The sequence below is a fragment of the Pseudomonas migulae genome (assembly GCF_024169315.1).
Taxonomy (GTDB): Bacteria; Pseudomonadota; Gammaproteobacteria; order Pseudomonadales; family Pseudomonadaceae; genus Aquipseudomonas; species Aquipseudomonas migulae_B.
Genome location: NZ_JALJWR010000001.1, coordinates 3,270,701 through 3,290,876, shown reverse-complemented (window position 1 = coordinate 3,290,876; position 20,176 = coordinate 3,270,701). Strand labels below are relative to the sequence as shown.

The 20,176-nt window shown below is 59.8% G+C and carries 21 protein-coding genes; 15 read left to right on the top strand and 6 right to left on the bottom strand.

What is annotated here, in order from left to right:
* Positions 1–136: 136 nt before the first annotated feature.
* The 13 genes from J2Y86_RS15130 (at position 137) to J2Y86_RS15070 (ending at position 13,543) form a co-directional block, all read left to right on the top strand.
* On the top strand, positions 137–766 hold the full coding sequence (locus tag J2Y86_RS15130; protein WP_003210977.1) for a response regulator: 630 nt from the start codon (positions 137–139) through the stop codon (positions 764–766).
* A 326-nt stretch (positions 767–1,092) separates the two neighbouring features.
* Positions 1,093–2,217, top strand: a complete 1,125-nt coding sequence (locus J2Y86_RS15125) for an ABC transporter ATP-binding protein (protein ID WP_253432780.1) — start codon at positions 1,093–1,095, stop codon at positions 2,215–2,217.
* A gap of 44 nt (positions 2,218–2,261) precedes the next feature.
* Positions 2,262–3,305, top strand: coding sequence for an ABC transporter substrate-binding protein (locus J2Y86_RS15120; protein WP_253432777.1), 1,044 nt, complete (start codon positions 2,262–2,264; stop codon positions 3,303–3,305).
* Between the two features lie 206 nt (positions 3,306–3,511).
* Positions 3,512–4,759, top strand: coding sequence for an ABC transporter permease (locus tag J2Y86_RS15115; RefSeq protein ID WP_253432774.1), 1,248 nt, complete (start codon positions 3,512–3,514; stop codon positions 4,757–4,759).
* A 12-nt stretch (positions 4,760–4,771) separates the two neighbouring features.
* Positions 4,772–5,596, top strand: coding sequence for an ABC transporter permease (locus J2Y86_RS15110; protein WP_253432770.1), 825 nt, complete (start codon positions 4,772–4,774; stop codon positions 5,594–5,596).
* Positions 5,597–5,822: 226 nt separating this feature from the next.
* Positions 5,823–6,971: an iron-containing alcohol dehydrogenase gene (locus J2Y86_RS15105; RefSeq protein ID WP_253432765.1), complete on the top strand. Its 1,149-nt coding sequence runs from the start codon at positions 5,823–5,825 to the stop codon at positions 6,969–6,971.
* Positions 6,972–7,050: 79 nt separating this feature from the next.
* A complete protein-coding gene (gene rpe, locus J2Y86_RS15100; protein WP_008035979.1) occupies positions 7,051–7,725 on the top strand; it encodes a ribulose-phosphate 3-epimerase in 675 nt (224 codons plus the stop codon).
* Positions 7,722–8,540, top strand: a complete 819-nt coding sequence (locus J2Y86_RS15095) for a phosphoglycolate phosphatase (RefSeq protein WP_253432760.1) — start codon at positions 7,722–7,724, stop codon at positions 8,538–8,540. The genes rpe and J2Y86_RS15095 overlap by 4 nt, the downstream gene beginning before the upstream one ends.
* A gap of 71 nt (positions 8,541–8,611) precedes the next feature.
* Positions 8,612–10,093 (top strand): anthranilate synthase component I, encoded by a 1,482-nt coding sequence (trpE, locus tag J2Y86_RS15090; RefSeq protein ID WP_253432756.1) that lies wholly within the window; start codon positions 8,612–8,614, stop codon positions 10,091–10,093.
* A 107-nt stretch (positions 10,094–10,200) separates the two neighbouring features.
* On the top strand, positions 10,201–10,794 hold the full coding sequence (locus J2Y86_RS15085; RefSeq protein WP_253432753.1) for an aminodeoxychorismate/anthranilate synthase component II: 594 nt from the start codon (positions 10,201–10,203) through the stop codon (positions 10,792–10,794).
* A 9-nt stretch (positions 10,795–10,803) separates the two neighbouring features.
* A complete protein-coding gene (trpD, locus tag J2Y86_RS15080; protein WP_253432750.1) occupies positions 10,804–11,853 on the top strand; it encodes an anthranilate phosphoribosyltransferase in 1,050 nt (349 codons plus the stop codon).
* Complete coding sequence (gene trpC, locus J2Y86_RS15075) at positions 11,850–12,686, top strand: indole-3-glycerol phosphate synthase TrpC (RefSeq protein WP_253432747.1); 837 nt, start codon at positions 11,850–11,852, stop codon at positions 12,684–12,686. The genes trpD and trpC overlap by 4 nt, the downstream gene beginning before the upstream one ends.
* Before the next feature lie 155 nt (positions 12,687–12,841).
* A complete protein-coding gene (locus J2Y86_RS15070; protein WP_253432744.1) occupies positions 12,842–13,543 on the top strand; it encodes a lipoate--protein ligase family protein in 702 nt (233 codons plus the stop codon).
* Here the strand turns inward: J2Y86_RS15070 and crp are convergent.
* Positions 13,540–14,184, bottom strand: a complete 645-nt coding sequence (gene crp, locus J2Y86_RS15065; RefSeq protein WP_253432740.1) for a cAMP-activated global transcriptional regulator CRP — start codon at positions 14,182–14,184, stop codon at positions 13,540–13,542. The two genes, J2Y86_RS15070 and crp, sit on opposite strands and share 4 nt — an antisense overlap.
* Positions 14,185–14,414: 230 nt before the next feature.
* Between crp and J2Y86_RS15060 the strand changes: the two genes are divergently transcribed.
* Positions 14,415–14,837, top strand: coding sequence for an OsmC family protein (locus J2Y86_RS15060; RefSeq protein ID WP_008061600.1), 423 nt, complete (start codon positions 14,415–14,417; stop codon positions 14,835–14,837).
* A 239-nt stretch (positions 14,838–15,076) separates the two neighbouring features.
* The gene (gene speD / locus J2Y86_RS15055) at positions 15,077–15,871 is read left to right on the top strand and encodes an adenosylmethionine decarboxylase (protein WP_214379193.1); all 795 of its coding nucleotides are present in this window, start codon (positions 15,077–15,079) and stop codon (positions 15,869–15,871) included.
* A gap of 121 nt (positions 15,872–15,992) precedes the next feature.
* Here speD and coq7 read toward each other — a convergent pair whose 3' ends face one another.
* The 5 genes from coq7 to J2Y86_RS15030 all read right to left on the bottom strand — a co-directional run bounded on the left by coq7 (position 15,993) and on the right by J2Y86_RS15030 (position 20,146).
* Positions 15,993–16,640, bottom strand: coding sequence for a 2-polyprenyl-3-methyl-6-methoxy-1,4-benzoquinone monooxygenase (gene coq7, locus J2Y86_RS15050; protein ID WP_017341092.1), 648 nt, complete (start codon positions 16,638–16,640; stop codon positions 15,993–15,995).
* A gap of 195 nt (positions 16,641–16,835) precedes the next feature.
* The gene (locus J2Y86_RS15045; RefSeq protein ID WP_008027110.1) at positions 16,836–17,174 is read right to left on the bottom strand and encodes a histidine triad nucleotide-binding protein; all 339 of its coding nucleotides are present in this window, start codon (positions 17,172–17,174) and stop codon (positions 16,836–16,838) included.
* Positions 17,175–17,255: 81 nt separating this feature from the next.
* Positions 17,256–18,044, bottom strand: a complete 789-nt coding sequence (locus J2Y86_RS15040; protein WP_253432720.1) for an SDR family NAD(P)-dependent oxidoreductase — start codon at positions 18,042–18,044, stop codon at positions 17,256–17,258.
* A gap of 62 nt (positions 18,045–18,106) precedes the next feature.
* Positions 18,107–19,084, bottom strand: a complete 978-nt coding sequence (locus tag J2Y86_RS15035; RefSeq protein WP_253432717.1) for a DUF805 domain-containing protein — start codon at positions 19,082–19,084, stop codon at positions 18,107–18,109.
* A 93-nt stretch (positions 19,085–19,177) separates the two neighbouring features.
* Positions 19,178–20,146, bottom strand: a complete 969-nt coding sequence (locus J2Y86_RS15030) for an NAD(P)H-dependent flavin oxidoreductase (protein ID WP_253432714.1) — start codon at positions 20,144–20,146, stop codon at positions 19,178–19,180.
* Between the last annotated feature and the right edge of the window lie 30 nt (positions 20,147–20,176).

The following is a 20,176-nucleotide window of genomic DNA, read 5'->3' as shown; positions in this document are numbered from 1 at the left end:
GTGTTTGAGCTAACGCCTTCGCGAGCAAGCCCGCTCCCACACTAGTCCGCATTCGCACAAAACAAACCCGATCAACTGTGGGAGCGGGCTTGCTCCGGCGGCGTTCCGACGATAGATCTTGAATCTGGAGAAGCTTGTGATCCGTGTACTGGTAGCCGAAGACCACACCATCGTTCGCGAAGGCATCAAGCAATTGATCGGCCTGGCAAAGGACTTGCTGGTGGTGGGGGAGGCGAGTAATGGCGAGCAGTTGCTCGAAACCCTGCGGCACGTGCCCTGCGAGGTGGTGTTGCTGGACATTTCCATGCCCGGAGTCAATGGCCTCGAGGCGATCCCGCGGATTCGTGCACTGAACAATCCGCCGGCGATCCTGGTGCTGTCGATGCATGACGAAGCGCAAATGGCTGCCCGCGCATTGAAGGTGGGTGCTGCCGGCTACGCGACCAAGGACAGCGACCCGGCGCTGCTGCTGACGGCGATCCGCAAAGTAGCGGCGGGCGGGCGTTACATCGACCCGGACCTGGCCGACCGCATGGTCTTCGAAGTCGGCCTGACCGATTCGCGGCCCCTGCATTCATTGCTCTCGGAGCGTGAATTCTCGGTGTTCGAGCGCCTGGCCCAAGGCGCCAACGTCAACGACATCGCCCAGCAACTGGCCCTGAGTAGCAAGACCATCAGCACCCACAAGGCGCGGCTGATGCAGAAACTCAACATCACCTCGCTGGCCGAACTGGTGAAGTACGCGATGGAGCACAAGCTCCTCTAAACCGCACGCAATCCCTGTAGGAGCGAGGCTTGCCCGCGAAGCCTTTAGCGCCTGTGAGGACGCCTTCGCGGGCAAGCCTCGCTCCTACAGGAATCTCGTTGTCATATCCATTTGCGACACGCCTGCAAACCCGCTTTTGCCCGGTCTTGCGGCTCGCAGCTTGAAACTTGCCACTGCCCCTATCCAATCCCGCCATCCTTGTAGGGCAATCCCTACCCCCAATCTTCCATCCGGCTGAGGCGATTCTCTCCTGCGCCCCGATTTGCGTGCTCCCCAGCGTCCACTAGGCTTAGCCCACAGCAGTCATCAATAACAAAGGTGTGGGTATGAGCCAGGTCGATTCAAACGCAGGGGCCAGCGACATTCTGGTCAGCTTTCGTGGAGTGCAGAAGAGCTACGACGGCGAGAACCTGATCGTCAAAGACCTCAACCTGGACATTCGCAAAGGCGAGTTCCTCACCTTGCTCGGGCCGTCCGGTTCGGGCAAGACCACCAGCCTGATGATGCTCGCCGGTTTCGAAACGCCGACCGCCGGCGAAATCCTCCTGGCCGGGCGCGCCATCAACAACGTGCCGCCGCACAAGCGCGACATCGGCATGGTGTTCCAGAACTATGCACTGTTCCCGCACATGACCGTCGCCGAGAACCTCGCGTTTCCGCTGACCGTGCGCGGCTTGAACAAGAGCGATGTCAGTGACCGGGTCAAACGTGTCTTGAGCATGGTTCAGCTCGACAGCTTCGCCCAGCGCTATCCGGCGCAACTGTCCGGCGGTCAGCAACAGCGTGTGGCGTTGGCCCGCGCGTTGGTGTTCGAACCGCAACTGGTACTGATGGACGAGCCCCTGGGTGCGCTCGACAAACAACTGCGTGAACACATGCAGATGGAAATCAAACACCTGCACCAGCGCCTCGGCGTGACCGTGGTCTACGTGACCCATGACCAAGGCGAAGCCTTGACCATGTCCGACCGCGTGGCCGTGTTCCATCAGGGCGAAATCCAGCAGATCGCTCCGCCGCGCAGCCTCTACGAAGAACCGAAGAACACCTTTGTCGCCAACTTCATCGGCGAGAACAACCGTCTCAACGGCCGTTTGCACAGCCACACCGGCGACCGTTGCGTCGTCGAACTCGGTCGCGGTGAAAAGGTTGAAGCCCTGGCGGTCAACGTCGGCAAGACCGGCGAACCCGTCACGCTGTCGATTCGTCCGGAACGCGTGAGCCTCAATGGTTCGAGCGAGTCCTGCGTCAACCGCTTCTCAGGGAGGGTGGCGGAATTCATCTATCTGGGCGACCACGTCCGGGTTCGCCTGGAAGTCTGCGGCAAGACCGACTTCTTTGTGAAACAACCGATTGCCGAGCTCGATCCCGCGCTCGCTGTCGGCGACGTGGTACCGCTTGGCTGGCAGGTCGAACACGTTCGCGCGCTCGACCCACTTCTAGAGGCGAACTGATCGCCCCCTGCTTCAACCAACCCTGCACGTGGAGAGAACAATAAATGTTGAGATCCCTGAAATTCACCGCCCTGGTCATGGGCATGATCGGTGCGGCACACGCGATGGCGGCGGGCCCGGACCTGACCGTGGTGTCCTTTGGCGGGGCGAACAAGGCCGCGCAGGTCAAAGCCTTCTACGCACCGTGGGAAGCGGCGGGTAACGGCAAGATCGTCGCTGGCGAGTACAACGGCGAGATGGCCAAGGTCAAGGCCATGGTCGACACCAAGAGCGTGTCCTGGGACCTGGTGGAGGTTGAATCGCCAGAACTGTCCCGTGGTTGCGACGAAGACATGTTCGAGCAACTCGACCCGGCGCTGTTCGGCAAGTCCGAAGATTACGTCAAAGGCGCTATCCAGCCCTGCGGCGTGGGCTTCTTCGTGTGGTCGACCGTGCTGGCCTACAACGCCGACAAGCTGAAAACCGCGCCGACCAGCTGGGTGGATTTCTGGGACACCAAGAAATTCCCGGGCAAGCGTGGCCTGCGCAAAGGCGCCAAGTACACCCTGGAATTCGCACTGATGGCCGACGGCGTTGCGCCGAAAGACGTCTACAAAGTGCTGGCCGGCAAAGACGGTCAGGACCGCGCATTCAAGAAGCTCGATGAGCTGAAACCAAGCATTCAGTGGTGGGAAGCCGGCGCGCAACCGCCGCAATACCTCGCTTCGGGTGACGTGGTCATGAGCTCGGCCTACAACGGCCGGATCGCAGCGGTACAGAAAGAAAGCAATCTGAAAGTCGTGTGGAACGGCGGCATCTACGACTTCGACGCCTGGGCGATTCCAAAAGGTCTCGACAAGGCACGTGCTGAAGCGGCGAAGAAATTCATCGCGTTCTCGGTGATGCCGCAACAGCAGAAGACCTACTCGGAAAACATCGCCTACGGTCCAGCCAACACTCAGGCCGTACCGTTGCTGGCCAAGGATGTCCTGAAAGACATGCCGACCACCCCGGAAAACATCGCCAACCAGGTGCAGATCGACGTCAGCTTCTGGGCTGACAACGGCGAGCAACTGGAACAGCGCTTCAATTCCTGGGCTGCCAAATAAGACCACCCCGTGGGCTTATCCACTCTTGTAGGAGCAAGGCTTGCCCGCGAAGAGGTCAGCACATTCAACATCAATGTTGACTGACTCGTCGCCTTCGCGGGTAAGCCTCGCTCCTACAGGGGTGATGCATAGTTATCAAGAACAGAGGCGGCCTCGCGGTCAAAGGATGCCGCCTCTGTAACGATCAAAGATTTCCGGAGTACGCCATGGCCACCGCCATTCCCCTGAACGCGGGCACTGACCCCACCTTGAAGCAGCGGCTCAAGCACGCCGAGCGGATCAACCGCTGGAAGGCCCAGGCCTTGATCGCGCCGCTGGTGCTGTTTCTGTTGCTGGTGTTCCTGGTGCCGATCGTGGCGCTGCTCTACAAAAGCGTGGGTAACCCGGAAGTGGTCGGCGGCATGCCACGCACCGTGGCGGCCATTGCCGGTTGGGACGGTCGCGGCCTGCCCGCTGAACCGGTGTACAAAGCGGCCAGCGAAGACCTCGCTGAAGCGCGCAAGAATCAGACCTTGGGCGACCTGTCCAAGCGCTTGAACATGGAGTTGGCCGGCTACCGCAGCCTGCTGACCAAAACCGCCCGCGCCTTGCCGTTCGCCACCGAACCGACCTCTTATAAAGAAGCACTGGAAGGGCTCGACGAACGCTGGGGTGATCCGGCCTATTGGCAAGCGGTCCGGCGCAACACCAGCAACATCACGCCTTACTATTTGCTGGCGGCGGTGGATCATCGCATCGACGACCTCGGCGAAATCGCCCCGGCCACGCCGGATCAGGCGATCTACCTCGACATCTTCGCCCGCACCTTCTGGATGGGCCTGATCATCACCGCCATTTGCCTGGTGCTGGCCTATCCGTTGGCCTACTTGCTGGCGAACCTGCCATCGCGCCAAAGCAACCTGCTGATGATTCTGGTGCTGCTGCCGTTCTGGACCTCGATCCTGGTCCGGGTCGCCGCGTGGATCGTGTTGCTGCAATCAGGTGGCTTGATCAACAGCGGCCTGATGGCCATGGGCATCATCGATAAACCGCTGGAACTGGTGTTCAACCGCACCGGGGTCTACATCTCGATGGTGCACATCCTGCTGCCGTTCATGATTCTGCCGATCTACAGCGTAATGAAAGGCATCTCGCCGACCTACATGCGCGCCGCGATTTCCCTCGGCTGCCACCCGTTCGCCAGTTTCTGGCGGGTGTACTTCCCGCAGACCTACGCCGGTGTCGGCGCCGGTTGCCTGTTGGTGTTCATCCTCGCCATCGGCTACTACATCACCCCGGCGTTGCTGGGCAGCCCGAACGATCAGATGGTCAGCTATTTCGTCGCCTTCTACACCAACACCAGTATCAACTGGGGTATGGCGACCGCACTCGGTGGGCTGCTGCTGTTGGCGACCGTGGTGCTTTATCTGATTTACAGCTGGCTGGTAGGCGCCAGTCGCTTGCGCCTGAGCTAAGGGGAGAATGAAATGCTGAGTCCTTATATGTCGCCCATCGAACGGGTGTGGTTCTACAGCTTGCGGATCCTCTGCGGCTTGATCCTGTTGTTCCTGATTCTGCCGGTGCTGGTGATCATTCCGCTGTCGTTCAACTCGGGCAGTTTCCTGGTGTATCCGCTGCAGGGTTTCTCGCTGCACTGGTACCAGGACTTCTTCGCCTCGGCGGAATGGATGCGCGCACTGAAGAACAGCATCATCGTCGCCCCGGCGGCGACCGTGCTGGCGATGATCTTCGGTACGCTGGCGGCGATTGGTCTGACCCGCGGCGATTTCCCCGGCAAGCCGCTGGTGATGGCGCTGGTGATTTCGCCGATGGTGGTGCCGGTGGTGATCATTGGTGTGGCGAGCTATCTGTTCTTCGCCCCGCTGGGCCTGGGCAACAGCTTCTTTTCGCTGATTGTGGTGCACGCGGTACTGGGCGTGCCGTTCGTCATCATTACCGTGTCGGCGACGTTGCAAGGGTTTAACCACAATCTGGTGCGTGCGGCTGCCAGCCTCGGTGCTTCGCCGCTGACCGCGTTCCGCCGCGTGACCTTGCCGCTGATTGCTCCCGGCGTGATCTCCGGGGCGCTGTTTGCCTTCGCGACCTCGTTCGATGAAGTGGTGGTGACGCTGTTCCTCGCCGGTCCCGAGCAAGCGACCTTGCCACGGCAGATGTTCAGCGGTATCCGCGAAAACCTCAGCCCGACCATTGCCGCCGCCGCGACGCTGCTGATTGCCTTCTCGGTGATCCTGTTGCTGACCCTGGAATGGCTGCGTGGCCGCAGCGAAAAACTGCGTACCGCCCAGGTCTAAAGCTACACACGGTAAAAATGGGGGAGCGGGCTTGCTCGCGAAGGCGGTAGAAGACTCGATATATGAGTCGACTGACACTGCGCTTTCGCGAGCAAGCCCGCTCCCACATTTGATTTGTATCGATCCCGCCAGGCATGTTCAGTCATTCACACCCTGAATAGCAGACAAACCCCAATCCCCAGCTACTATTGTGCCCAGCTCCCCTATCTATAAGAGGCTGCGCACGATGAGTCTTTCCTCTTTCAAAATCGCTCACAAACTGATCACCGGCGCAGGGGCCATCGAGCAACTGGCCGCCGAACTCACGCGCCTGGACATCGACAACCCGCTGATCGTCACCGACGCCGCGCTGGTCAAGTCCGGCACGGTCGAGCTGGCACTCGCGCAGCTGGGTGACCGCAGCTACGAGATTTTCGACCGTGTATTGCCGGACCCGGAAATCGCCATCGTCGAAGACTGCATGCGCGTTTACCGCGAAGGCGGGCACGACGGGCTGATCGGTCTGGGCGGCGGCAGCGCGATCGACATTGCCAAAAGTGTTGCAGCCTATGCCGGTTACCACGGAGAGCTGGAGGATCTGTTCGGCATCGACCAGGTGCCGCGCAAAGGCCCGCCGCTGATCGCCATCCCGACCACCGCCGGGACTGGCTCGGAAGTGACCAACGTCGCCATCCTCTCCGACAAGGTCGCGCAGCTGAAAAAGGGCATCGTCAGCGACTATCTGCTGCCGGACGTGGCGCTGGTCAGCCCGCAAATGACCCTGACGTGCCCGCGCAGCGTCACCGCCGCCAGTGGCGTCGATGCGCTGGTGCACGCCATCGAGTCTTATTTGTCCCTCAATGCGTCAGCGATTACCGACGCGCTGGCCATCGGTGCGATCAAGTTGATCACCAAAGCGTTACCCAAGGCCTACGCGAATCCTTCCAACCTGCAGGCTCGCGAAGACATGGCCACCGCCAGCCTCATGGCCGGCATGGCTTTCGGCAATGCTGGCGTCGGCGCGGTGCATGCGCTGGCGTATCCGCTGGGCGGTCGTTTCAACATCGCCCACGGTGTCAGTAACGCCTTGTTGCTGCCGTACGTCATGACCTGGAACAAGATGGCCTGCGTCGAGCGCATGCAGGATATTGCCGAAGCCATGGGGGTGCAGACCGCTCATCTGAGCGCCAATGACGCCGCGGACAAAGCCGTCGAAGCGATGACGGCGTTGTGCGCAGCCGTGGAAATCCCGCCGGGCCTGCGCAGTTTCGGCGTTCCCGAGGATGCGATCCCGGCAATGGCCGTGGAAGCTGCGGGGATCGAGCGTCTGATGCGCAACAATCCGCGAAAATTGAGCGCGATTGATATCGAGAAGATCTACCGCGCGGCTTACTGATTATCGCGTCACGGTGCGCGCGCCAAAGCATGAGGTATACAATGCGCGCCATCGTGATTCTGCTCAGAAAAGGTGCGTCATGCAGCCCTTCGTAATTGCTCCGTCGATTCTCTCCGCCGACTTCGCCCGCCTGGGTGAAGAAGTGGACAACGTTCTCGCCGCTGGCGCCGACTTCGTGCACTTCGATGTCATGGACAACCACTACGTGCCGAACCTGACCATCGGCCCGATGGTCTGCGCCGCGCTGCGCAAGTACGGCGTGACCGCGCCGATCGACGCACACCTGATGGTCAGCCCGGTGGACCGCATCGTCGGTGACTTCATCGAAGCCGGCGCGACCTACATCACCTTCCACCCGGAAGCCACGCAGCACGTTGACCGTTCCCTGCAACTGATCCGCGAAGGCGGCTGCAAGTCGGGCCTGGTGTTCAACCCGGCGACCCCGCTGGACGTGCTCAAGTACGTGATGGACAAGGTCGACATGATCCTGCTGATGAGCGTCAACCCGGGCTTTGGCGGGCAGAAGTTCATCCCCGGCACCCTCGACAAGCTGCGTGAAGCTCGCGCGCTGATCGATGCCTCGGGCCGTGACATTCGCCTGGAAATCGACGGCGGCGTGAACGTGAACAACATTCGTGAAATCGCCGCCGCTGGCGCCGACACCTTCGTGGCCGGCTCGGCGATCTTCAATGCGCCGAACTACCAGGAAGTGATCGAGAAGATGCGCTCCGAACTGGCGCTGGCCCGCCCATGAGTGGCTTTGAGCAGCTGTTCCCGGGGCGTCTGCCACGGCTGGTGATGTTCGACCTGGACGGCACGCTGGTCGATTCGGTCCCGGACCTCGCCGCGGCGGTGGATAACATGCTGCTCAATCTCGGGCGCAAGCCTGTCGGCATCGAATCGGTGCGTGACTGGGTTGGAAACGGCGTGCACATGCTGGTGCGCCGGGCCCTGGCCAATCACATCGACGGCGAGGGTGTCGATGAGGTCGAGGCCGAGCACGCGCTGGAATTGTTCAACGGCTTTTATGCGGACGGTCACGACCTGACGGTGGTTTACCCCGGCGTGCGTGACACCCTCAAATGGTTGAACAAGCAAGGCGTGGAAATGGCGCTGATCACCAACAAGCCGGAACGCTTCGTCGCGCCGCTGCTGGATCAGATGAAGATCGGCCGTTACTTCAAATGGATCATCGGCGGAGACACCCTGCCACAAAAAAAACCCGATCCGGCCGCGCTGTTTTTCGTGATGAAAATGGCCAACATTCCGGCGTCGCAGTCGTTGTTCGTCGGTGACTCGCGCAGCGATGTGCTGGCGGCGAAAGCGGCCGGGGTCAAATGCGTGGCCCTCAGTTATGGCTACAACCATGGCCGGCCGATTGCCGAAGAGTCGCCGGCGCTGGTCATCGATGATTTGCGGAAACTAATTCCCGGTTGCCTGGATCCGGCCGCTGAGATAACGTTGGCCGACGCTGTTCAACCCCCTTCTGGAAACGCCATCGTGGTGGTCACTCGCAAACTCTGGATGAAAGTCATCAAGGCCCTGGCCCGCTGGCGTTGGCGCGCCTGACTTGTTCCTGGCCGGTCTCCCGGCGCGTTTGCATACCTGACTGTTAGCACCTCAAGCCACGAGGCTACCCCATGATTCGCGAAGAATTCCTGCGTTTGGCCGCTGCCGGCTACAACCGCATCCCGCTTGCCTGCGAAACCCTGGCCGACTTCGACACGCCGCTGTCGATCTACCTGAAACTGGCCGACGAACCCAATTCCTACCTGCTCGAATCGGTGCAGGGCGGGGAAAAGTGGGGCCGTTACTCGATCATCGGCCTGCCGTGCCGCACCGTGCTGCGGGTTCATGACCATCACGTCAGCGTGACTCATGACGGCGTCGAGATCGAAAGCCACGAAGCGGAAGATCCGCTGGCCTTCGTCGAAGCCTTCAAGGCCCGCTACAACGTACCGACCATCCCCGGCCTGCCGCGCTTCAACGGTGGCCTGGTAGGTTATTTCGGCTACGACTGCGTGCGTTATGTGGAGAAGCGTCTGGGCAAATGCCCGAACCCGGATCCGCTGGGCGTGCCGGACATTCTGCTGATGGTGTCCGATGCGGTGGTGGTGTTCGACAACCTCGCCGGCAAGATGCACGCGATTGTCCTGGCCGACCCGTCGCAGGAAGGCGCCTTCGAGCAAGGTCAGGCGCGCCTGGAAGAGCTGCTGGAAAAACTCCGCCAGCCGATCACCCCGCGCCGTGGCCTGGATTTCAGCAAGCAGCAATCGGCTGATCCAGTGTTCCGCTCCAGTTTCACTCAGGACGATTACGAAAAAGCCGTCGACACCATCAAGGAATATATCCTGGCTGGTGACTGCATGCAGGTCGTGCCGTCCCAGCGCATGTCGATCGACTTCAAGGCTGCGCCGATTGATCTGTACCGGGCGCTGCGCTGCTTCAACCCGACGCCTTACATGTACTTCTTCAACTTCGGCGACTTCCACGTCGTCGGCAGTTCGCCGGAAGTGCTGGTGCGGGTCGAAGACAACCTGATCACCGTGCGCCCGATTGCCGGCACTCGCCCGCGTGGGGCCACCGAAGAAGCGGACCTGGCGCTGGAAAAAGACCTGCTGTCCGACGACAAGGAAATCGCCGAGCATTTGATGCTGATCGACCTGGGCCGTAACGACACCGGTCGCGTCTCGGAAGTCGGTTCGGTGAAGCTCACCGAGAAAATGGTCATCGAGCGTTATTCCAACGTGATGCACATTGTTTCCAACGTCACCGGGCAACTGAAGGCAGGGCTGACGGCGATGGATGCGCTGCGGGCGATTCTGCCGGCGGGCACCTTGTCCGGCGCGCCGAAGATTCGCGCGATGGAAATCATCGACGAACTGGAACCGGTCAAGCGTGGCGTCTACGGCGGCGCGGTCGGTTATTTCGCCTGGAACGGCAACATGGACACCGCGATTGCCATTCGCACCGCGGTGATCAAGAACGGCGAGCTGCATGTGCAGGCCGGTGGCGGCATCGTTGCCGACTCGGTGCCGGCGCTGGAATGGGAAGAAACCCTGAACAAGCGTCGCGCCATGTTCCGTGCAGTCGCCCTGGCTGAACAAACCCCGGAAAGCTGACCGATGAACGTGACCCGTATGCCATGTCGCTTTGCCTGACAAAGCGCTGCGGGTCACTCATTCGAAGGCAGTCTTTATAGTCAGTGAATTCAAGAGGTTCTCACGCCATGTTGCTGATGATCGATAACTACGACTCTTTTACTTACAACGTTGTGCAATACCTGGGTGAGCTCGGCTCCGAGGTCAAAGTCGTGCGCAACGATGAGCTCACCATCGCCGAAATCGAAGCCCTCAACCCTGAGCGGATCGTCGTGTCTCCCGGTCCCTGCACTCCGAACGAAGCCGGCGTCTCGATTGATGTGATCAAACACTTCGGCGGCAAATTGCCGATCCTGGGTGTCTGCCTGGGCCATCAGTCCATCGGCCAGGCCTTTGGTGGCGACGTGGTCCGCGCCCGTCAGGTGATGCACGGCAAGACCAGCCCGGTGTTTCACGAGGACAAAGGTGTCTTCGCCGGCCTGAACAATCCGTTGACGGTTACCCGTTATCACTCCTTGATCGTCAAGCGCGAAACCCTGCCGGATTGTCTGGAACTGACTGCATGGACCCGGCATGAAGACGGCTCGGTCGACGAGATCATGGGCCTGCGCCACAAGACGTTGAACATCGAAGGTGTGCAGTTCCACCCTGAGTCTATCCTGACTGAACAGGGCCACGAGCTGTTCGCCAACTTCCTCAAACAAACCGGCGGCACGCGCTAAGGACTTTCCATGAATATCAAGACAGCCCTGAGCCGTATCGTCGATCACCTCGACCTCAGCACCGAAGAGATGCGCGATGTCATGCGCGAGATCATGACCGGGCAGTGCACGGACGCGCAGATCGGCGCGTTCATGATGGCCATGCGCATGAAGAGCGAAAGCATCGATGAGATCGTCGGCGCCGTGTCGGTCATGCGCGAGCTGGCGGACAAGGTCGAACTCAAGACCCTCGACGGCGTCGTCGATGTGGTCGGCACCGGCGGTGACGGGGCCAATATTTTCAACGTCTCGACGGCGTCTTCCTTCGTAGTGGCAGCGGCGGGTTGCACCGTCGCCAAGCACGGCAACCGTGCAGTGTCGGGCAAAAGTGGCAGCGCCGATCTCCTCGAAGCGGCAGGCATTTACCTGAACCTGACCCCGGTTCAGGTGGCGCGTTGCATCGACAACGTCGGCATCGGTTTCATGTTTGCCCAGACTCATCACAGAGCCATGAAGTACGCCGCCGGCCCGCGCAAGGAGCTTGGTTTGCGTACCCTGTTCAATATGCTCGGCCCGCTTACGAATCCGGCCGGTGTGAAACATCAGGTGGTGGGCGTGTTCAGCCAGGCGCTGTGCCGGCCTTTGGCCGAAGTCTTGCAACGTCTGGGCAGCAAGCACGTGCTGGTGGTGCACTCGAAGGATGGCCTGGACGAATTCAGCCTGGCCGCGCCGACCTACGTGGCGGAATTGAAAAATGACCAGATCACCGAGTATTGGGTCGAACCGGAAGATTTGGGCATGAAAAGTCAGAGCCTGCACGGCCTGGCGGTGGAAAGCCCGGCCGCTTCGCTCGAGCTGATTCGCGATGCCCTCGGCAAGCGCAAGACCGAGAGCGGTCAAAAGGCCGCCGAGATGATCGTGCTCAATGCCGGAGCCGCGTTGTACGCTGCCGACCTGGCGACCAGTTTGAAAGAAGGCGTTGCCCTGGCGCACGATGCGCTGCACACAGGCCTCGCTCGGGAAAAACTTGAGGAGTTGGGTGCATTTACCGCGGTATTCAAAGTGGAGAATGAGGGATGAGTGTACCGACGGTTCTGGAAAACATTCTGGCGCGCAAGGTCCAGGAAGTCGCCGAGCGTAGCGCTCGCGTGAGCCTGGCAGAGCTGGATATTCTGGCCAAGGCGGCCGATGCACCCCGTGGTTTTGCCAAGGCACTGATCGCTCAGGCCAAGTTGAAACAGCCGGCGGTCATTGCTGAAATCAAGAAAGCCTCGCCAAGCAAAGGCGTGATTCGCGAGAACTTCGTTCCTGCCGACATCGCCAAAAGCTACGAGAAGGGCGGGGCGACCTGCCTGTCGGTGCTCACCGACATCGATTACTTCCAGGGCGCCGATGCATACCTGCAACAGGCCCGGGCGGCGTGCAAACTGCCGGTGATCCGCAAGGATTTCATGATCGATCCGTACCAGATCGTCGAAGCCCGTGCATTGGGCGCTGACTGCGTGCTGTTGATCGTTTCCGCGCTGGACGACGTGAAAATGGCCGAGCTGGCTGCCGTTGCGAAAAGCGTCGGCCTCGATGTGCTGGTCGAAGTCCACGACGGCGACGAGCTGGAGCGGGCCTTGAAAACCCTCGACACACCGCTGGTCGGCGTGAACAACCGCAACCTGCATACCTTCGATGTCAGCCTGGAAACCACCCTTGATCTGTTGCCGCGTATTCCGCGCGATCGTCTGGTGATTACAGAAAGCGGCATTCTCAATCGGGCCGATGTCGAGTTGATGGAAATCAGCGACGTGTATGCGTTTCTGGTGGGCGAAGCGTTCATGCGCGCCGAAAGCCCTGGCACCGAGCTGCAACGTCTGTTCTTCCCTGAACGTGGCGTTGCCGTCAGCGGCTCGACCCTCGACTGAGTTCAGTCAGACAAACCGCGGTGCCCCTTTCGCGAGCAAGCCCGCTCCCACATTAGACCGCGCTGGTACAGACAACGCCGTTCTAATGTGGGAGCGGGCTTGCTCGCGAAAGGGGCCTAAAATTCCCCAAGACTTCATGTCTTAAGGAGTTGTTCATGTTCAAACCGACTTCACTGACTGTCGAGGCTGGTCTCCTGGCCGAACAGGATTTGCTGGCCTCAATCTGCACCGGCGATTCAGAGTTTGGTCTGCTGTTCTGGCAACCCAGTGATCAAGCCTTGGTCATGCCGCGCCGCTTGAATCGCCTGCCTGGTTTCGAGGCTGCATGCGAAGTCTCTGCCGCCGCAGGCTGGCCGGTACTGTTGCGCGAAACCGGCGGCGAGCCCGTGCCGCAATCGGCAACAACCATCAACATCGCGCTGGTCTACGCGCCGCCACGCAGCGAGGGCGACCAGAACCGCATCGAAACCGCTTATCGCCGACTCTGCGACCCGATCTGTGAATTGCTCGATGAACTGGGCGGCGTTTCGTCTTTGGGCGAAGTGGATGGCGCGTTCTGCGATGGCCGTTTCAACGTCAATCTCGACGGACGCAAATTGGTCGGCACCGCTCAGCGCTGGCGCCAGAGCAAGGGTGGTTCGCGTCCGGTCGGGTTGGTGCACGGTGCTTTGTTGCTGGATAACGAGCGTGAATCGATGGTTGCGGCCGTCAATCGTTTCAACGAGGCGTGCGGTCTGGAGCAGCGGGTTCGCGCCGAGAGCCACATCGCCTTGCATGAAAAGTTTGCGGCGCCCGATGCACTGGAGCGGCTCGACGCGCTCTATCGCCAGTTGCTGGCAGACATGTTCAAGGTTTAGCGCGTACCGAAGACCACCATGGTCTTGCCTTTGACGTCCACCAGGTTGCGTTCCTCCAGATCCTTGAGGACGCGGCCGACCATCTCCCGGGAACACCCGACAATCCGCCCGATTTCCTGACGGGTCACCTTGATCTGCATGCCATCGGGGTGGGTCATGGCGTCTGGCTGTTTGCACAGTTCCAGCAAGCAACGAGCGACTCGACCGGTGACGTCGAAGAACGCCAGGTCACCCACCTTGCGAGTGGTGTTGCGCAGGCGTTGTGCGATTTGTCCGCTCAATACGTAAAGAATGTCTGGATCTTGCAGGGACAGCTCGCGGAATTTCGCGTAGCTGATTTCCGCGACTTCGCACTCGATCTTGGCACGAACCCAGGCGCTGCGTTCCTGTTCCAGGCCCGCCTGTTCAAACAGACCCAGCTCACCGAAAAAGTCCCCGGAATTGAGGTAGGCGATGATCATTTCACGGCCGTCGTCATCCTCGATGAGGATGGTGACCGAGCCCTTGATGATGAAGAACAGCGTCTCCGAGCGGTCGCCGGCACTAATGATGTTGCTCTTGGCCGTATAACGACGGCGCTGGCAATGCATCAACAACTTGTCGAGGTTCTTGATTTTGGGTGTAGGGGCAATAGCAACCATGGTTGTATCCCGAAAAGATTGCACGGTATGTTTGGTTTTTTTATGAGGCACTGGGGTTGCTGCGCAGCTGGCTATGCGCCAGCGAATTGGCGCCAGCTTAACAGACACTTCCTGCAATATTCGAGAATTTACCTACGAAGCAGATGGTTATGTCTTAGGAAGGCGAGCGCTGTCAATCCGGGGCCCTGTGCTAAGCTGGCGACCCTTTTTTAGACAGTGGAGTCTTGGCGATGAAGGCACGCATCCAATGGGCTGGCGAAGCCATGTTCCTCGGCGAATCCGGCAGCGGTCATGTCGTGGTCATGGACGGTCCGCCCGATGCCGGTGGTCGTAACCTGGGTGTCCGGCCGATGGAAATGCTCCTGCTGGGTGTGGGCGGTTGCAGCAATTTCGATGTGGTCAGCATCCTCAAGAAGTCCCGTCAGGCTGTTGAAAGCTGCGAAGCCTTCCTCGAAGCCGAGCGCGCGACCGAGGACCCGAAGGTCTTCACCAAGATCCACATGCATTTCGTGGTCAAGGGCCGCGGGCTGAAAGAAGCCCAGGTCAAGCGCGCCATCGAGCTGTCTGCCGAGAAGTATTGCTCGGCGTCGATCATGCTCGGCGCGGCCGGCGTTGAGATTACCCACGACTACGAAATCATCGAACTCGGTTGAATCGACATTCAACTATCATAAAAGCAGTGCAGACTCTGGCGATCCCAAGCTGACGTCTGCATAATGCGCCACTTTTTTCAGGGGAGTGGTCCGTCAGCCGACAGGCCGCTCGCCCGAACAGACAACCAAAATCGCCATCGCGAAGAGGTGTTAACCGTCCTACGCAGGTGCGTCGTTCGCATCTGACGGGCATGCTTGATCACGCGGCCCGGGCCGCAATACATAGAGAGTTTTTAACGGTGAAAAGCAAACTCAAGCTCCACGGGTTCAATAACCTGACAAAGACCTTGAGCTTCAACATCTATGACATCTGCTACGCGGAAACCCCGCAAGACCAGCAGGCTTACGTCGAGTACATCAATGAAGAGTACAACGCGAAACGCCTGACGCAGATCCTCACAGAAGTTGTCGATATCATTGGTGCCAACATCCTGAACATCGCCAGTCAGGACTACGACCCACAGGGCGCCAGCGTCACGATTCTGATCTCGGAAGAGCCGGTGACCCCGACCGACAGCCAGATCGAAGAGTCCCCGGGCCCGTTGCCCGAGATCATCCTGGCCCACCTCGACAAGAGTCACATCACGGTGCATACCTACCCGGAAATCCATCCGGACGCCGGTATTGCGACCTTCCGTGTGGACATTGACGTGTCGACCTGTGGCGTCATTTCACCGCTTAAAGCGCTCAACTTCCTGATTCACCAGTTCGATTCGGACATCGTGACCGTGGATTATCGTGTGCGCGGTTTCACCCGTGACGTCGAAGGCAACAAGCACTTCATCGATCACGAGATCAACTCGATTCAGAACTACCTCTCCGACGACACCCGCGACGCGTACCAGATGACCGACGTGAACGTGTACCAGGAAAACCTGTTCCACACCAAAATGCTGTTGAAGAACTTCGAACTGGATAACTACCTGTTCGGTGATGCGACCAACAACCTGTCCCCTGAGCAACGTGCTCAAGTGACCGACCGTGTGAAACACGAAATGCTCGAAATCTTCTACGCGCGCAACATGCCGACCTAAGATTTCGCAGGCACAAAAAAGGCGACTCCCTCACGGCAGTCGCCTTTTTCATGTCTATCGCAAAAAAAACCTGTAGGAGCGAGGCTTGCCCGCGAAGAGGCCCTGTCTAACAACGCTAATCTCAGATCCGATAGGTACTCTTGGTCATCACCTTGGCCATCAGACTCATCCCGAACTTCACCGGCGCTGGAAAACGAAAGCCCCCGGCCTCCAATGCACTTTCGGCATGGTGCTCTTCATCAATGCGCATCTGCTCAAGAATCGCCCGGGACTTTTCGTCCTCGGCCGGCAGCTGCTCAAGGTGCTCATTCAGATGCTTGCACACCTGATGCTCGGTAGCCGCAACGAACCCCAGGCTGACTTTGTCGCTGATCAACCCGGCCACCGCGCCAATGCCGAACGACATGCCGTAGAACAGCGGATTGAGAATGCTGGTGTGGCTGCCCAGCTGTTTGATGCGTTGTTCGCACCAGACCAGATGGTCGATTTCTTCTTCGGCAGCATGCTCCATGGCCGCGCGCACCTGCGGCAGCTTGGCGGTCAGGGCCTGGCCCTGATACAGCGCCTGGGCGCAGACTTCGCCGGTGTGGTTGATACGCATCAAACCGGCAACGTGCCGGGTGTCTTCGTCGCTCATTTGCGTTTCCGGCTGCACGATCGCAGGGGACGGACGGTACGGCTGGCCACTGAAGGGCAGCAGGGTACGCATCGCGGCATCGGCTTGCAGCAGAAGACGGTCAATCGGCGAGTAGTGACGTTGGGTAGTCATGCTGACCTCCGGGAAGAATCTCGGCGGCCAGTTTAACCCAATCGGCCAGGGAAGGTTTGCGCTGGGTCATGTGGATGTCGCCGTGATCTGTAGGAGCGAGGCTTGCCCGCGAAAGCGATCTGACAGTCACCATTGATGTCGCCTGATAAACCGCCTTCGCGGGCAAGCCTCGCTCCTACAAAGGAGTGCGGTGCATCAGCCCGGCGGCCAGTGCATCTGGCGCTGCCCCAGTACGTGCATATGAATGTGATAGACGGTCTGCCCACCTTCTTCATTGCAGTTCATGACCACACGAAAGCCCTTCTCGCAGCCCAGCTCCAGTGCCAGACGTTGCGCAGTGAACAGAATATGCCCGGCCAATGCCTTATCGTCCTCGGTGAGGTCGTTGAGGGTGCGCACCGGTTTCTTCGGGATCACCAGAAAATGCACCGGTGCCTGTGGGGCGATGTCGTGGAAGGCCAGTACCTGGTCGTCCTCGTAAATGATCTTCGCCGGGATTTCCCGGTTGATGATTTTGGTGAACAGAGTATCCACAGCTGTTTTCTCCGTTATTTGGGCTGGCCTGAGTGTACTCATCGGCTATCGCCGAGCCCAGCCTTTTGCCTTGAAGGTTGATCAGCGCGGGCAGTAGGCCTTGTTGACCATGCCCGCGATTGTCCGGGTCAGCCAGCGTGAGCCAAGCCGTGGCAGGAAGGCGAGCCAGCGGTTCAGGCGACCCGGAATGATAATGGCGCGATTTTTATCCAGCGCCCGCACGGTATAAAGCGCGACTTCCTCCGGGCTCATCAGCAGTTTGCTGTCGACCAGTTTGTCGGTGTCCAGTTGTGCTGTGCGGAAAAACGCCGTGCGAGTAGGACCGGGACAGAGTACCGACACCTTGACTGCGCATTTCTTCAGCTCGACGCGCAACCCTTCGGAAAAGTGCAGCACATAGGCCTTGCTGGCGTAGTAAGTGCTCATCCAGGGGCCGGGATGGAAGGCCGCGACCGAGGCGACATTCAGGATCTGCCCGCCCCCTTGCAACGCCATGCTGTTACCGATGGCGTGACACAGGCGGGTCAGGGCCAGGATGTTCACTTCGATCAGGTCTTGTTCGGTCATCCAGTCCTGCGCCAGGAACGGGCCGCAGGTGCCGATGCCGGCGCAGTTCACCAGCAAGTCGATCTGCCGGTCACCTTCCTCCAGTTCCAGCAGAAACCCGGACAACCGCAGCGGCTCGCCGAGGTCGCAGGCACGGAACAACACTTCCACACCAAAACGTTGAGTCAGTTCAATCGCAATACTTTCCAGCTGATCACGCTGTCGGGCCACCAGAATCAGGCTGCGGCCACGGCGGGCCAGCGCTTCGGCCATCGCCAGGCCGATGCCGCTGGAAGCGCCAGTGATCAGAGCGTAACGGGTCATGCAGTTCTCCATCGCAACAGCTCCGCGCCGGCGACGCAGGTGTCACGGGCGGGGAGCGCTGTTCATTCTTTCGCAGAGTCTACAGGGGCCGGGGCTTCTTCGGCTTCCTCGTCTGCGGAATCGGGTGCTGCTTCGGCCTCCGCGGCAGGCTCGACTTCCACTTCGTCGGTGGTCACCGAACCGCTGTCATAGCTGGTTTCGGCAGCGCTTTCGTACTCTTGCTGGATTGCACTGAAGCCTCCAGCCAACAAACCAACAAAGCCAAGAGCAATCACCACGACCCACAGCGAAGACAGCACTTTGACGGCCGTGGTATTCGGCGGTGGTGGAGGGCCGTAGCGATTGGCGATGTTGGTACCCGGCACGCACATGATCACGAACGGAAAGAAACTGCCCACGAACGGCACAAGATTCAGCAGCCAGAGCCAGCCGGACCAGCCAATGTCGTGCAGGCGCTGAACGCTGATCTGAATGCTGACCACCGCGATGGCGATGCACAGGAAAAATGCCACCAGGCCTCCGACAATCAGGCCGGCGGTCGAGTCGCTACTGATCAGGGCGATGGCGAAAATCGCCACGACCGATCCGATGCCGAGCATGACCAGCGTCAGGACCATGGTCCAGGCCAGGTAACGCAAACGACCAATGCGTCCTTCGACGCCAAAAGGCTTGAGCGTGGCGAACTGCGGCAGGTTTTCGCCAACAGTGGCCCGGGGCGGTGCGTAGGGAGATTCAGGGTCTGCGAATACCGGTGGGCTGCTTGCGGCGGAGTGGTGTTGAACATCGTCCAGGTTCAGTTCAATCGAAGGTTCGGCTTCGATACGGGCATCGATGCCGGTTTTCGTCAGCGCCTGAAGGTAGGTATGCGCCTCTGTCTGCGACAGATTTTGCTTGAGTGTCACGGTCTGCCCGGTGAACAGCCGTTCGATGGCCGCCACATCGCTTTTATACAATCCGGCCAGATTGAGTTTGGCAGTGGTGATGTCGACCCCCGGCAGCAGAGCGCCGTCGAATACGATCTTGAAACGGTTGTCGCTCATTGCGAGGCATCCTTGTCGCGAGTGTTTGAATAGTCAGAGTGTTGCGAGCATGGAGTGTAAGGCCAGCCGAGGATGGCTGGCCAAATTTTCCCATCAGCGCGGCCAGCGTTTCGGCAGTTGTGCTGCCAGTTCCAGCGCCTTGCGGTATTCAGCGTCCAGTCGGGCGACCAATTGGTCCACGCTCGGCAGATCATCGATCTCACCGACGCCCTGGCCGGCGGACCACACGGTTTTCCAGGCCTTGGCTTCATCGCTCAATGGCTTGAGCTTGGAGCCGAAATTGACCTCGCCCTTATTTTGCAGCGCCGCCATGTCGAAACCGGCCGCTTCCAGGCTCTGACGCATAAAGCTCGCCGGTACGCCCGACACCGCTGGCGTATGGATGATGTCTGCCGCTCTGGACGTCAGCAGCATCTCTTTGTAGGCGTCAGGCGCATGACTTTCAGCGGTGCCGATAAATCGCGTACCGAAGTAGGCCAGATCCGCACCGAGCAATTGTGCCGCGAGTATCTCGTGGCCGTGGTTGAGGCATCCGGCCAACAGCAGCGTCTTGTCGAAGAATTGGCGGATTTCGGCAATCAGGGAAAACGGGCTCCAGGTACCCGCGTGTCCACCGGCACCGGCGGCCACGGCAATCAAGCCATCGACGCCCGCTTCGGCGGCTTTCTCGGCATGTCGACGAGTCGTCACGTCATGGAAAACCAGGCCGCCATAACTGTGAACGGCATCGACCAGTTCTTTCACGGCGCCGAGGCTGGTGATCACGATCGGCACCTTGTGCTCGATGCAGATGTCCAGGTCCGCCTGCAGCCGCGGGTTGCTGTTGTGGACGATCAGGTTCACGGCATAAGGCGCGGGGTTGTCCAGTGTCGCCAGGCCCGCTTCGATCTCTTCCAGCCAGGCCTTGAAGCCGCTGCTCTCACGCTGGTTCAGCGCGGGAAAGCTGCCCACTACGCCATTACGGCAGCAGGCGAGCACCAATTGTGGATCGGAAATCAGGAACATCGGCGCTGCCACGACGGGCAGGCGCAAACGTTGTTCAAGCAAAGCAGGCAGCGACATTGGAAGTACCCCGGTGAGTGGTGCCGATTG